Source organism: Caballeronia sp. S22 (assembly GCF_964261745.1).
GTDB lineage: Bacteria > Pseudomonadota > Gammaproteobacteria > Burkholderiales > Burkholderiaceae > Caballeronia > Caballeronia jiangsuensis.
The window spans coordinates 196,873-210,040 of the sequence record NZ_OZ180039.1 but is presented as its reverse complement, the minus strand read 5'-3'; the positions used below and the strand labels follow the sequence as shown (position 1 = coordinate 210,040).

At 58.1% G+C, this 13,168-nt stretch carries 10 protein-coding genes and 2 pseudogenes; 2 read left to right on the top strand and 10 right to left on the bottom strand.

Annotated elements, in window-relative coordinates; translation table 11 throughout:
- Nucleotides 1–40: 40 nt before the first annotated feature.
- Entirely contained in the window at nt 41–1,564 is a 1,524-nt protein-coding gene (locus ACEN42_RS32780; RefSeq protein ID WP_371882817.1) for an IS66 family transposase, read from the top strand.
- A gap of 14 nt (nt 1,565–1,578) precedes the next feature.
- Complete coding sequence (locus ACEN42_RS32775) at nt 1,579–2,067, top strand: hypothetical protein (RefSeq protein ID WP_371882818.1); 489 nt, start codon at nt 1,579–1,581, stop codon at nt 2,065–2,067.
- A 38-nt stretch (nt 2,068–2,105) separates the two neighbouring features.
- On the opposite strand, the pseudogene ACEN42_RS32770 reads toward ACEN42_RS32775, so the two are convergent.
- From ACEN42_RS32770 to ACEN42_RS32725, 10 genes and pseudogenes are all read right to left on the bottom strand, one after another.
- A pseudogene (locus ACEN42_RS32770) lies at nt 2,106–3,143 on the bottom strand (3-hydroxyacyl-CoA dehydrogenase); the annotation flags it as partial.
- A gap of 7 nt (nt 3,144–3,150) precedes the next feature.
- Nucleotides 3,151–4,353: a 3-oxoadipyl-CoA thiolase gene (gene pcaF, locus ACEN42_RS32765; protein WP_371882834.1), complete on the bottom strand. Its 1,203-nt coding sequence runs from the start codon at nt 4,351–4,353 to the stop codon at nt 3,151–3,153.
- 410 nt (nt 4,354–4,763) lie between these two features.
- Complete coding sequence (locus ACEN42_RS32760; RefSeq protein WP_371882833.1) at nt 4,764–5,696, bottom strand: electron transfer flavoprotein subunit alpha/FixB family protein; 933 nt, start codon at nt 5,694–5,696, stop codon at nt 4,764–4,766.
- A 15-nt stretch (nt 5,697–5,711) separates the two neighbouring features.
- On the bottom strand, nt 5,712–6,461 hold the full coding sequence (locus ACEN42_RS32755; RefSeq protein ID WP_371882832.1) for an electron transfer flavoprotein subunit beta/FixA family protein: 750 nt from the start codon (nt 6,459–6,461) through the stop codon (nt 5,712–5,714).
- Between the two features lie 113 nt (nt 6,462–6,574).
- Nucleotides 6,575–7,915 (bottom strand): MFS transporter, encoded by a 1,341-nt coding sequence (locus tag ACEN42_RS32750; protein ID WP_371882831.1) that lies wholly within the window; start codon nt 7,913–7,915, stop codon nt 6,575–6,577.
- Between the two features lie 208 nt (nt 7,916–8,123).
- Nucleotides 8,124–9,361 (bottom strand): annotated as a pseudogene (locus tag ACEN42_RS32745) (ABC transporter substrate-binding protein).
- Between the two features lie 144 nt (nt 9,362–9,505).
- A complete protein-coding gene (locus ACEN42_RS32740) occupies nt 9,506–10,495 on the bottom strand; it encodes an NADPH:quinone oxidoreductase family protein (RefSeq protein WP_371882830.1) in 990 nt (329 codons plus the stop codon).
- Complete coding sequence (locus ACEN42_RS32735) at nt 10,492–11,637, bottom strand: CaiB/BaiF CoA transferase family protein (RefSeq protein WP_371882829.1); 1,146 nt, start codon at nt 11,635–11,637, stop codon at nt 10,492–10,494. Before ACEN42_RS32735 ends, ACEN42_RS32740 begins: the two co-directional genes overlap by 4 nt.
- Nucleotides 11,634–12,287 (bottom strand): 3-hydroxyacyl-CoA dehydrogenase family protein, encoded by a 654-nt coding sequence (locus ACEN42_RS32730; protein ID WP_371882828.1) that lies wholly within the window; start codon nt 12,285–12,287, stop codon nt 11,634–11,636. The genes ACEN42_RS32735 and ACEN42_RS32730 overlap by 4 nt, the downstream gene beginning before the upstream one ends.
- Before the next feature lie 2 nt (nt 12,288–12,289).
- Nucleotides 12,290–13,165: a 3-hydroxyacyl-CoA dehydrogenase family protein gene (locus tag ACEN42_RS32725; protein ID WP_371882827.1), complete on the bottom strand. Its 876-nt coding sequence runs from the start codon at nt 13,163–13,165 to the stop codon at nt 12,290–12,292.
- Nucleotides 13,166–13,168 lie beyond the last annotated feature (3 nt).

The window sequence follows — 13,168 nt, the reverse complement described above, 5'->3', positions numbered from 1 at the left end:
GGGCTGGCGACGCTTGTAAACGTCGCAAGAGTTGGGCATCATGGTTGACATGTTGCCCGCCGCCGTCACTGCCGGGGATCTGCCACTGGAGCTCGAGGCGCTGCAAGCCTTCGCACTCGAACAGAACCGGCTCGCATGCGTGTTGTGGGAGCAACTGGAGAGCCTTCAGCATCAGATCGCACAACTCAATCGCGCACGCTTCGGCGCGAGTTCTGAGCGCCTGGCGGGTCAGGCCGAGTTGTTTGACGCTGCCTTAGATATTCCCGTTCCTCCCGAGCCGGCGAAGGTTCAAGTCACGGGGCACACCCGGAAGGGACGCCCCGCGTTGCCAAAGGACTTGCCACGCACGCGCATCGAATATGACTTGAGCGACGAGCAGAAGGCCGCATTCGACGCGCTTGAGCGCATCGGCGAAGAGCGTAGCGAGACGCTGCACTACGAGCCATCAAGGCTCACGGTCATCGAACATATCCGTTTCAAGTATGCAGCGAAGAAGGATGGCGAGTCGACCATCGTGACGGCGAGCGCTCAACCTTCGCCGCTGCCCAAGAGTAACGCGAGCGCGAGTCTGCTCGCGAACATCCTGGTCAACACCTACGTCGATCATCTCCCGTTGAATCGGCAGGAGATGCGCTATGCGCGCCGTGGCATTCACCTGCCGCGGGCCACGCTGTGCGAATGGAAGCTGGCCGCAGCAGAATTGCTCGCTGCGCTTATGCCACCGCTGCGTGCGCATCAGTTGCAGGCGCCGCGCATGCACGTCGACGACACGACACTGCCTTTGCTTGAGAAGGGCCGCAAGACCACCCGCACTGCTCGATTATGGGGCTATCTGGGTGCGGGCCAACGCGAGGAGAACGGCGTTTGGGTAGATCACCCTCCGGCGGTCGTGTTCGAGTTCGCTGAATCACGCGCGGGCTCGCATCCGCAGGGTTACCTACGAACTTACAAGGGCTACTTGCAGGCCGACGCATACAGCGGGCACGAGGCCCTCTACGAAACCGGCGACATCATCGCGGTCGGTTGTTGGGCGCATTGCCGCCGTCGGTTCTTTGAAATCGCCAAGACCCAAAGCAAGCCGGGACTCGCGGCACAGGCGCTGCAATGGATCGCCCAGCTATACGCCATTGAGTCGCGAATCAACCATCAGACCCCTGACCGCAAATACGCGGCGCGGCAAGCGGAGGCATTGCCGGTACTGGCGAAGTTCCGTCAATGGCTGGAAGGCAACGCCATCGGTTTGCCGACTCAGGCACCGCTCGCCAAAGCGTTTGGCTACGCGCTACGTCATTGGCAAGCGCTGATTCGCTACACTGAGAGCGGTGTTCTGTTACCGGACAACAACGCGTTGGAACGGCAAATCCGGCCGATTGCTCTTGGAAGAGTCAACTGGACCTTCGCGGGCTCGCCGCGAGGCGCTCGTGCGACGGCCACCATGTATTCGTTGCTTGGCACGGCTCGCTTAAACGGTTTCGAACCGTATGCATGGCTGAAGGAAACACTGGAGAAGTTGCCGTCGTATTCCGTCAATCGCGTGCACGAACTGCTGCCGCTTGCCCGCTAGCTACCCCGACATTTATGGACATTCTGGATTCCCTTCGGCAGGCGCCCAGCGCCGAGTTGTATCGCCTCTATCTGACCATCGGCAAAATGCTCGATGACCCCCGACGCATTCTCGAAGTCCGTCAACGACTGCACATCGGCATGACCGTCAGATACATCGGTGACAATCCGTTGGGACCCCCTTCGGAAGGCACTATCACCGAGCTGCGACATACGCAAGCGGTCGTACAGGACAACGTGACTCGACGCCGATGGGCAGTGTCGTATGCGGCGATTCTCCTCGATGCCACCGCAGCCCCAATTCAAAAGGAAGCGCCGCCACCGCGCCCGCGTCCCGAAGAGTTCTTCATCGGCGACACCGTGGGATTCACCGACAAGCATCTAAACGAGCGTGTCGGCACCGTCGTCAGGCTGAACGCCAAAACGGCGTCGATCGCCGTGACAGACTCCGAAGGACACTGGCGCGTCTCGTACGGTCTATTACGGAAAATCCTCGATATTTGATTGAAGCCCTGTCAACACGGGATGCGCTGACGGATACCAATGATCAAGGCGTCGTCACTGGGCGCAATGTCCTTCTCCACCTCGACATGCAACGCCTGAAGCAAGTCCAGGACCCGTTGCGCTTCTTCCGGATTACGCGAACTTACCCACACCGCAGCGGGCTTCCATCCCGTCATTGCTTGGGCGGCAGCGGGCGCCGTCACCTTTGTCCCGCCCTCGTACTCATAGAAACCCGAACCAGTCTTGCGCCCCAGCATTCCTCCGGCGAGGCGAATCGCTGTAATCGGCGACGGTCGGAAGCGCGGCTCGTCATAGAATTGCCGATAGATTGACTCCATCACGGGATGTGACACGTCCAGACCGGTCAGGTCCAGCAATTCAAAGGGCCCCATGCGAAAGCCCATCTGATCGCGCACGATCGCATCGACGGTGCTTTCGTCCGCCACCCCCTCTTGAACGATGCGCAGGCCTTCGGTGTTTAATGCGCGTCCCGCATGATTCACGATGAAGCCCGGCATGTCGCGGCAGCGGACCGCCGTGTGTCCAAGTTTCGCGGCTAGCGCTGCAAGCCAGTCGATGGTGGCTTCGGTGGTACGCAGCCCGCGTACTACTTCAACCACTTTCATGAGCGGCACCGGGTTGAAGAAGTGGAAGCCCGCAACCCGCTGCGGACGACGACACCCAGCAGCAATTGCGGTTATCGACAACGACGACGTGTTCGAAACGAGCACCGCGTCTTCGTGCACTACCTCTTCGAGTTGCCCAAACAAAGCCCGCTTCACTTCGAGCTTTTCAACGATTGCCTCAATCACCAGATCGCAATCGGAGAGTGCTCCGACGGAGTCAACTGGTTTAATGCGCCCCAGCGCCGCTTGCGCCTGATCCGACGTGAGTTTGCCTTTGCCAGCGAGCTTGTCGAGCATGACACCGACCCCCGCGATGGCACGCGCCGCTGCTGCGGCATCGATGTCCATCAGCCGGACTTCAAGGCCTGCGACCGCGGCGATCTGGGCGATGCCCTGCCCCATAGCTCCGGCGCCCACAATTCCAATCTTCGCGTCTTGAACGTTCTTCATTTCGGCCTCAGACTCGTTCAATCGCGACCGCGATGCCCTGCCCCACCCCGATGCACATCGTGCAGAGCGCGAAGCGTCCGCCTGTGCGCTGCAACTGGTAGCTCGCGGTCGTGACTAGGCGCGCACCGCTCATGCCGAGCGGATGGCCGAGCGCGATCGCTCCGCCGTTCGGATTGACGCGGGGATCGTCGTCCGCGACACCGAGCATCCGCAGCACGGCCAACCCTTGCGACGCAAACGCTTCGTTCAGTTCGATCACGTCGAACTGTTCGATTGTCATGTTCAGGCGCTTCAGAAGCTTCTGAGTCGCCGGCGCCGGACCTATACCCATCACGCGCGGCGCCACACCGGCGGTCGCGAGACCGAGAATTCGCGCGCGCGGCACGAGGCCAAATCGCTTTGCGCTGTCTTCATCGGCGATCAGAAGCGCAGCTGCGCCGTCGTTCACGCCCGAAGCGTTGCCCGCCGTTACGCTGCCATCCGGACGCACGACGCCCTTCAATTTCGCCAGCGCCTCAATGCTTGTCTCGCGCGGATGCTCGTCTTGCGAGACGACGATGGGGTCGCCCTTCTTCTGCACGATCGTCACGGGAACGATTTCCTCGGCAAATGTGCCATCTGCCTTCGCGCGCGCTGCTTTTTGCTGGCTGCGCATCGCGAAGGCGTCTTGGTCGGCGCGGCTGACCTTATAGTCGTCGGCGACATTTTCCGCCGTCTCCGGCATCGAGTCGACGCCGTATTGCTTCTTCATCAGCGGATTTACGAAGCGCCAGCCGATGGTCGTATCTTGGATCTCGGCCTGACGCGAAAACGCCGAGGTCGCCTTGCCCTGCACGAAAGGCGCACGGCTCATGCTCTCCACACCGCCCGCGATCAGGAAGCTTGCTTCGCCCGACTTAATCGCACGCGCGGCGATGCCAATCGCGTCCATGCCCGAGCCGCACAGGCGATTCACGGTCGTGCCCGGCACACCTTCCGGCAAACCCGCCAAGAGCGCCGACATGCGCGCGACGTTGCGGTTGTCCTCGCCAGCCTGGTTCGCGCAGCCGAAGATCACTTCCTCGACGGCGTCCCAGTCGACTTCCTTGTTGCGCTCCATCAGCGCGCGCAAGGCCACGGCGCCGAGGTCGTCGGCACGCACTGACGAAAGCGCTCCCGCATAGCGGCCAATCGGTGTCCGAATCGCGTCACAAATAAATACGTCTGCCATAATTTCCTCAAGGTTACGATAGTGAATTGGCAAGAATTGTTGGCACTTTCGCCAAGCATCACCGGTTCCCTGGATCGCCAAGCACCGATTGCCCCTTCTTTACCGGACGACCGATTGAGAGGATCTCCCTAGTCTCTGTCTACCTCCGGAGAAGAAGCGTTGCCGTGCCACTCGAATGGCTGCGTCAAAGTCTTGTTCGGTTGCGAGGTGTTTGTGGTCTATGCTCACAAGCCACCCCTGCGCAGATCTGCACCACCGTATGCGCTCTTCGTCGTACAGCCCGCAGAACCATCGCCAGAGGGAGGCATCTTCCTTATTGGCAAGTTGGGCTGCATCGGCCCGCACTTCCTCGTGACAAGTCGTCCGCACGTTTGCTCCGGTAGATTGTTAGTCTGTCGTTAGAAGAAAGCCTAAAGGCTTCCGACGAGTTCCGGAATCGCGACGAAAAGATCGGCGACCAGACCGTAATCCGCGACACTGAAGATCGGCGCTTCCGGGTCCTTATTGATCGCGACGATGACTTTGCTGTCCTTCATCCCCGCCAAGTGCTGAATCGCGCCTGAGATTCCGACCGCAACGTACAACTGCGGCGCAACGATCTTGCCGGTTTGGCCAACCTGGTAATCGTTCGGGACGAACCCTGCATCGACTGCAGCGCGCGATGCGCCGAGCGCTGCGCTGAGCTTGTCCGCGAGTGGTTCAAGGACTTTGGCGTAGTTCTCGCCATTGCCTAAGCCACGACCGCCCGACACGATGGTCGAAGCCGATGTGAGTTCTGGACGGTCCTGCTTCGTCAGTTCGCGGGACACGAATTGCGAGATGCCAGCGTCCGCAGCAACTCCGATTTCTTCCACCAATGCGCTTCCACCCTCCGCCGCCACCGGATCGAAACCCGTCGAGCGGACCGTGATCACCTTAATCGGATCGCTCGATTGGACGATCGCGATTGCGTTGCCCGCGTAGATCGGGCGCTCGAAGGTGTCAGCAGAATCGACTGCCGTGATGTCGCTAATTTGTGCGACGTCCAGATGTGCGGCAATACGCGGTGCGATGTTTTTGCCGTAAGCGGTGGCCGGAGCCAGAATGTGCGAATAACTCTTCGCGATATTCAGCACCGTGCCTTCGACGTTTTCAGCCAGTCCTTCGGCGAGTTGCGGGGCATCGGCGAGCAACACCTTCGAGACGCCTGCGATTTTCGCGGCAGCATCCGCTGCGGCTCGTGCGTTCGAGCCCGCGACGAGCACATGAATGTCGCCACCGATCCTCGTCGCCGCTGCAACCGTGTTCAACGTCGCCGCTTTGATCAATGTGTGGTCGTGTTCTGCAATAACCAGAATCGTCATTTTCGTGCGTCTCCCTTACAAAACCTTGGCTTCGTTCTTCAGCTTCTCGACCAATGTCTTCACGTCCGGCACCATCACACCAGCGGAGCGCTTGGCCGGCTCTGCGACTTTCAGCGTCTTTAGGCGCGGGGCCACGTCAACACCGAGATCAGCGGGCTTCACCGTTTCCAAAGGCTTCTTCTTCGCCTTCATGATGTTCGGCAGCGTCACATAGCGCGGTTCATTCAGGCGCAAGTCGGTCGTGATCACGGCGGGAAGCTTCAGCGACAGCGTTTCCGAACCGCCATCGACTTCACGCGACACCGTGGCTTTGCCATCGGCTACGACAACCCTCGACGCAAATGTAGCTTGCGGCAGGCCAGCTAAAGCGGCAAGCATCTGACCGGTTTGATTCGAATCGTCATCGATGGCTTGCTTGCCGAGGATCACCAGTTGAGGCTGCTCCGTATCCACCAACGCCTTCAGAATCTTCGCCACCGCCAGCGGTTGAAATTCCTCGGTCGATTCGACAAGAATCGCGCGATCCGCGCCAATTGCCAACGCGGTACGCAGCGTCTCCTGAGACTGCGTCACACCGCACGAGACCGCGACGACTTCAGTCGCCACCCCGGCCTCACGCAAGCGCACCGCCTCTTCAACAGCGATCTCATCGAACGGGTTCATCGACATCTTCACGTTCCCGATATCGACGCCGCTGCCATCCGATTTCGTACGGACCTTCACGTTGTAGTCGACCACGCGTTTCACAGCTACAAGAATCTTCATTGTCTTTCTCCAACTACGATGCCTCTAGAAGGGGCTTCTGCTTCCCGCGACAGGTGCGACAAAGTCTTCGACGCCGCACCACCTTCAATGCAACGCTAAAAAGCGAATCACGATCAGAGATCGACGTCCTTCGTCTCCGGGCCCATGAGCGCACCGATGCACGCAATTGCCCCCCCGATGCAGAGAAGCGCTACCGGTGCGTATTTCATGGGCATAATCGCGCTCAGCCAATTCATGTAGAACGCATAGAACGAAGGGATGATGACCGACAAGCTATATCCGACGCCAAATCCAGTCGCTCTAACCCCGGTCGCGAAACGTTCGTTGATGTAGGTGACAATGACCGCCCATGCCGAACTAGCGGTGATTGCAAGTGCGCAGACAACCAGCACGATGATCGGAAGCCCCATCCCACTTGCATTGATAAGAAAATAAAAAAGTCCAGCACCGACGGTCGTCGTCAAAGCCCCAATAAGAGACAGCATCGTCCGGCGGCCGATTAGCTGGCCCAGCATTCCCGCGCCGATATAGCTAAAGCACAAAACGGTGTACGCAAGCATCAGAGTTCCCGTCATCTGGAGCGGCGTGAGATGCAGAGTCTTAAGCAGAATTCCCGTCGGAAGGAAGAGACCAACGATATTCTGCGTAAGCCAGAACCCGGTCATCATCAACAATACTTGCAAGAGGTTGCGTCGTGCCTGACCGTTTACCAAGCGGCTAGCGGACGTGTTTTGTGGCTTCCCTGACGATTTTCCCTTCCAAACCTGAGACTCAGCGACCTTGCGAACATAGTAGAGAGCCAGCAGCGCCGCCATTAGGGCGCCGAGAACGAAAGGAATCCGCCATCCCCAGCGAGCGTATTCCGACTGCGGTCCATCCATCGGAAAGACGGCAAACATGATCATGGCGAGCAGATTGATTGCGACGTATGCCGCGGGGAAGCCTGCCAGAATCAAGCCTCCCACCAAACCGCGTTGCTCCTTCTTGGAGTATTCAATCGCGAGCGGCAATGCTCCAGTGTAGCCACCACCGAGGAAAATCCCGTCGACAAACCTGAGAATCACCAGAAGCCAATACGACGCGATCCCAATCGACTCATAACCGGGTATCAATGCGATCATGAACGTGACAACAGCGAAGCCACTCACCGAAGCAATTGAGGCAGCGCGGCGACCAACCCGGTCCGCGATGCGGCCGAAAATAATCGCGCCGAGTGGACGGCCGAGAAGCGTGGTGATGAATACGAGCGACTCCAAGATTGCCTGATGCCCTCCCGACACGTTTTTTGGAAGAAAGTACGCCTGCATAGGTGCGAGGATGATCACCGGAAGATATATGTCAAACATATCGATAAATTCCGAGAACACAGCGCCTTTGATGGCGCTCCTCCGCTTCTCGTCGGTGGTCCCTTCTCGAGATACGTCCTTGATTTCGTCAACGCTTACCGTTTTCATAACTGTCTCCAATTTTTCATACTCTCCGACACGATCGTCAGGCGCCGCAACTACGCCCGAGCTAAATGTCGCCGTGATTCTCGTAAAGCTACCGTGGCCGTAATTGCCGGCTGACAAACCGTCCGCCGCGCAATTTTGATCACACCCGTCACTAAGTGGCAGGATCAGCGGCCCGTCTGGCGAGATAAGTCAGTCCAAGCACTACTCGTTATTTCTTCAAGAGTGGACAACTACTATCAGCCAATGACTCAAACGCCTCAGCCTTTGGGATGACGGAACGAATCTTCAACAAGTCCCACTCGCCCTTGGATTCCGATGGCTTTTTGGCTTCTGCCAGATACATGTCATGTACCATCAGGCCGTTTGCCTCTATGCGACCATCCTTCGCGAAGAAATCCCTGATTGGCGTCGCACGCATCTTCTCCATGACTCTGTCGCTGTCCGTTGTTCCCGATTCCTGGACAGCGTTCAGATAATGAATCGTCGCAGAGTACATACCCGCTTGAACCATAGTCGGCATCTTGTTCGTCGCCGAGTAGAATTTCTTCGCAAATGCTCGAGTCTGTTCATCTTGATCCCAGTAGAAAGCGGTGGTGAACTGAAGTCCCTGCGCGATATTCAGACCCATCCCCTTGAGGTCGGTGTCGAAGATGAGCAGCGGCGCCACGATTGAACCGTTTCTCGATAACCCAAACTCGGCGGCTTGCTTCATCGCGTTCTGGGTATCGCGTCCCGCGTTCGCCAGAGCGATGACTTGCGCTTTCGAGGACTGTGCCTGCAACAAATAAGACGCGAAATCTGATGCCGACAGCGGATGCTTCACGGATCCCACCACGTCGCCCCCATTTCCTTGACTACCCGCGTAGCCTGGCCTTGAAGAGAATTCCCAAATGCGTAGTCAGCCGTTATGAAGAACCAGCGCTTATAGCCTGCCTTAGCCAACGCACGTGCAGTTCCGTTGGCGAGGGAATAGGTATCGTAGACATAGTGGACGCCATACGGTGAACACTGTTTCCCTGTAAGTTCAGTCGTCGCAGACCCGGCGAAGATGGTGATCTTTCGCTTGTCGGCACCAAGCTTTTGCATCGCCAGGGCCGATGCTGAGTCGGTCGATTCAATAACGACCTGAACGTTATCCTGGTCGTACCACGTACGAACTTTGGTCGCGGTTACGTCTACTTTATTCTGATAGTCGGCCGAAAGGACTTCGACCGGCTTGCCCAGGACCTTGCCTCCGAAATCCTGTACCGCCATCTTGACCGCCGTTACGCCCCCCGCACCCCCAATGCCCGAATACACGCCGCTCATATCAACGATGACGCCGATGCGCAGCGGCCCCGCCGCAGCCGCATCGGCTGCGTGGCTAACAGTCGTCACTGATACAAGAGAACAAGCGGTCAGAAAGCTTATGACCGTCCGAGTTACGGATGAGTGTTGCGATTTCATTCTGTGTCTCCTTGCATATTTTAGTTCGTTGTATCTGTTCGGTCAGTCGTTCCGCCGCCGACGCCACTGAATCCAATTAATTTTATTCGCATACCTAATTGATGGCGATTGAGTCCTACGCTGGATCTTTGAATGCTTCTCTCGTTACTCGAAGCTAAGAATCGCCCTCCCCGAGACAGCACGCCCTTCGACTGCCATCAACGCCTGGACCCCGCTCTCGAGAGGCACTTTGAGCGCAATGCGAGCTCGAATATGGCCTGCTACGTGAAGTTCATTGAGCCTCCGCTGAACTTCTTTTACCTTTTGTGGCATCCGATCGCGATAGTCGCTCCACTGCAGGCCCGAAACTTCAACGTTCTTAACGAGCAAGTAATTGGCTTTGATTTGCGGAATCTCACCAGACGCGAAGCCAATCACAACCGCCCTTCCACACCACGCAAGTGCACGAAGTGCGGCACCAAGCACATCTCCACCGAGCGCATCGAGAACGATATCCACTCCGTGGCCACCCGTCGCCTGCAGGACCTGCCGTCGCAAGCTCTCGCGGACGTCGGGCATCGAGAGGTCGACGACGTGTGATGCTCCGTCCGCAAGGGCCTGCGCCGCCTGTTCGGGGCGGTTGACTGCCGCAATGGCCTTCCCTCCAAGTGCGCGCACCAGTTGCAACGCGGCCGCTCCGACTCCACCGCTCGCACCGGTGACAAGCACCGTTTCTCCCGCAAAGAATCGACCGCGTTCGCATAGAGCAAAGTAGGCCGTCTGGAAGGGCAAGCCCATGGCCACGGCGTCATCGAACGACATCTTCTCCGGCAACGACTCACAGTTGGCCTCCGGAACGGCGACGCGCGAAGCGTAGCCACCGTATTCCATCTGAGCCACCACCCTGTCCCCTGGCTTGATTTGACGGACAGCTGGCCCGACCGCGAGCACCACACCTGCAGCATCCTTGCCGGGAGCGAAGGGCAAAGCAGGCAGATTCTGATAGCGGCCACGAATAACGAGCAAGTCCGGATAGTTGATAGCCGCTGAGTGGACGTCAATCAAAACGGAGTCGTCACTCAATACAGGGTCAGCGATCTCTCCCACGTCAACATCTTCCGGTTCTCCAAATTTGCGAACAACGAGCGCCTTCATTCTTGGTCACCTCGTCGCTCAGGGTCTTGGAAGGACGCCGCATCTGCGCCCAGGCCAGGAGCGTCAATGACCTCCTGCTTAGCGCGGAACAGCCGATCGACGGGTACAGGAAGTGCGGATATTGACTCGCCGCCGGAAAGCCGAACCTTGTCTGAAAAAATTCCGCGTTGCTGAAAATGCTGATCCGCCATCGCCTCTTCGAGATCAACGACGCGAGCAACGCACGCGTCTACGCCAGCGAATTTGTCTAGCCAGAAGGCCGCGGGCTTTTGCCGAATAACGGACGCAATCTTTTCTTTCACCTCGTCACCGGTGCCTTCAGCGGTGGAAAGTTCAGGCAGGCCCAACTCATTTACGAAATTGCGCCAGAACTTGTTCTCGAGTGGAGCTGCGGCAAGATACTGGCCATCTGCGGCGCAGTAAATTTGATATCGCGCAGTGCCGCCCGTCACAAGCTCGCCCGCAGGGCGTGGCCAGCCGTTTCCCGTTAGGCCCTGCGCCAACCCCCAATACGCGAACGTGAAGAGGTTGTCTGACATGGACACGTCGAGATGCCGCCCCTGCCCGTCCGCTTCGCGCTGTCGCAAAGCGAGGAGAATATTCATCATCGCCGGATAAGCTCCGCCGGCGATATCGGCAACCAGCACAGGGGGAAGAACGGGAGCGCCATCAGACCCTCTCGTCAATCCGAGCAGACCGCTTTCAGCCATGTAGTTAAGATCGTGAGCCGCGCGGTTCGACTTCGGCCCTGACTGGCCATACCCCGTAATCGAACAGTAGATGAGCCTTGGATTCAACTGAACAAGCGCCTCAAAGCCAAGCCCTAGCCTGTTCATGACCCCCGGCCGGAACTGCTCAACCAACACGTCAGCCTCGTTAACGAGGGAGAGTATCGATTTTCGTCCCTCATCGGACTTCAAGTCGATCGCGATCGACCTTTTTTCACGATTCAACAAGCCAAAGTTGACGCTATCGTCACCGCAGCGGGGCGTGTACGACCGCATATCATCGCCGCCCTCAAGTTTCTCAACCTTGAGGACGTCGGCTCCCGCCTCTGCAAGCAACAACGTGCACAAAGGACCCGGCAAGAGCGTACTGAAATCCAGGACTTTCAACCCGCTGAGAGGCTGATGAGACATCATTCGCCTCCCGCAACACGGTGATGGGCTACCTGCGCCCGACGCGCCGGCGCATAGGCTGGGTCTCCAAGCGCTCGATAGAGCGCCATGGACACTTCGCAATGGTGACTCAGGCCTGTGCGATTCAGTAGCGCGATCGGTCCTTCCGGATAGCCAAGTCCAAGACGCAACGTCATGTCCAGATCCTCTGCGGTAGCCAGTTTCTCATCGAGACGGCGCAATGCAGCGTTGTAATAAGGCCTAACCAGGCGGTCAACAATGCGTCCAGGGAAATCACCACAGACGGCGACCTTGAACCCAGCAGCCTCGAAGGCGGCACGCGCTTGCGCAATCGCTTCGGGTTCGGTTTGGGGTTGGCGAACCAGCTCTATCAGATTGCTCGGCTCAGCGTCACCGAGCCGAAAGCGTGCGAATCCGACTACGTTCGACCCTTCTTTTGCGGAGTTCTCGCCGGTATGTTCACCGAGACATTCGGTCCCGAGCTCAATCGCCACGAATGGCGCATCTTGAGCCAGGTCACTAGCGTCGCGAAATGCAGTGCCCGCAGCTTCGCCTACAAAGACCATCGAAGGTCCCTCATTTCCTGCCGTGACAAACGGATGAGCAGACGGAAACGAGCGGCTCTCGCCAGACTGAATTACTTTGTAGCTCATGGTCATGCTCCAAACATCTTCGTGTCACTGTAGGAATGGAAACCTCGCCCTGCTTTCTTGCCGAGCCACCCGGCAGCCATCATTCGACGCACCAACGGTGGACATGCCGCGCGAGGCTCATTGGTCAGTTCGTACATCGCGGCGCAAAGGAGTTTTTGCGTGTCCATCCCAACCAGATCCAAGAGTTCCAGAGGCCCCATTGGATATCCCAACGCCGTCTTAATTGCGAGATCGATGTCTGCCGGCTCGGCAACGCCTTGTTCGACCAGACGGATAGCGTCGTTGTTGAAAGGGATGAGGAAATAATTGAGGATGAATCCGGGGGTGTCTTGCGTTCGCACCGGCGTCTGACCCAGAGCCTGCGCAAATTTCCAGGCTTCATCAAATGTTTCAGCGCTTGTAGTGAGCCCGGCGGACATTTCAATCAGTTTCATCAACTGCGCAGGGAGGCAGAAGTGCATACCGACAAATCGGTCCGGCCGTCCCGACCCACCCGCGATTTCAGTAATGGAAATAGTTGAGGTGTTGGATGCGAAGAGCGCATGAGCCGGACAAATCGAGTCGAGCTGCTCAAACAGATCATGCTTTACACGCAGGTCCTCAAACACCGCCTCGATTACGATGTCGCAATCCTTGAGCTCCTCGATCTGCGTCGTCCCGTGCCAGCGGGACATGATCTCAGGGATCGAGTCGGCTGGGAGCTTGCCACGCTGTGCAGACGTGTCGAGAAAAGCGTTTGTCTGCGTACGTGCGCGAGCGAGCGCGTCCTCCCGCGTGTCATAAACTCGCGTGACGAATCCTGCGCGCGCGGCGACGATAGCAATCCCTACGCCCATTGTGCCGGCACCAACAACGCCCACGGTTTTGATAGATGTCATGTG

What these genes read in the sequence shown, in the direction of transcription:
- ACEN42_RS32775 (WP_371882818.1), top strand. Translation starts at nt 1,579, where the DNA reads ATGGACATTCTGGATTCCCTTCGGCAGGCGCCCAGCGCCGAGTTGTAT.
- ACEN42_RS32740 (WP_371882830.1), bottom strand. Translation starts at nt 10,495, where the DNA reads ATGAAGGCGCTCGTTGTTCGCAAATTTGGAGAACCGGAAGATGTTGAC.
- ACEN42_RS32725 (WP_371882827.1), bottom strand. Translation starts at nt 13,165, where the DNA reads ATGACATCTATCAAAACCGTGGGCGTTGTTGGTGCCGGCACAATGGGC.
- ACEN42_RS32750 (WP_371882831.1), bottom strand. Translation starts at nt 7,915, where the DNA reads ATGAAAACGGTAAGCGTTGACGAAATCAAGGACGTATCTCGAGAAGGG.
- ACEN42_RS32780 (WP_371882817.1), top strand. Translation starts at nt 41, where the DNA reads ATGGTTGACATGTTGCCCGCCGCCGTCACTGCCGGGGATCTGCCACTG.
- ACEN42_RS32755 (WP_371882832.1), bottom strand. Translation starts at nt 6,461, where the DNA reads ATGAAGATTCTTGTAGCTGTGAAACGCGTGGTCGACTACAACGTGAAG.
- ACEN42_RS32735 (WP_371882829.1), bottom strand. Translation starts at nt 11,637, where the DNA reads ATGATGTCTCATCAGCCTCTCAGCGGGTTGAAAGTCCTGGATTTCAGT.
- ACEN42_RS32760 (WP_371882833.1), bottom strand. Translation starts at nt 5,696, where the DNA reads ATGACGATTCTGGTTATTGCAGAACACGACCACACATTGATCAAAGCG.
- ACEN42_RS32730 (WP_371882828.1), bottom strand. Translation starts at nt 12,287, where the DNA reads ATGAGCTACAAAGTAATTCAGTCTGGCGAGAGCCGCTCGTTTCCGTCT.
- pcaF (WP_371882834.1), bottom strand. Translation starts at nt 4,353, where the DNA reads ATGGCAGACGTATTTATTTGTGACGCGATTCGGACACCGATTGGCCGC.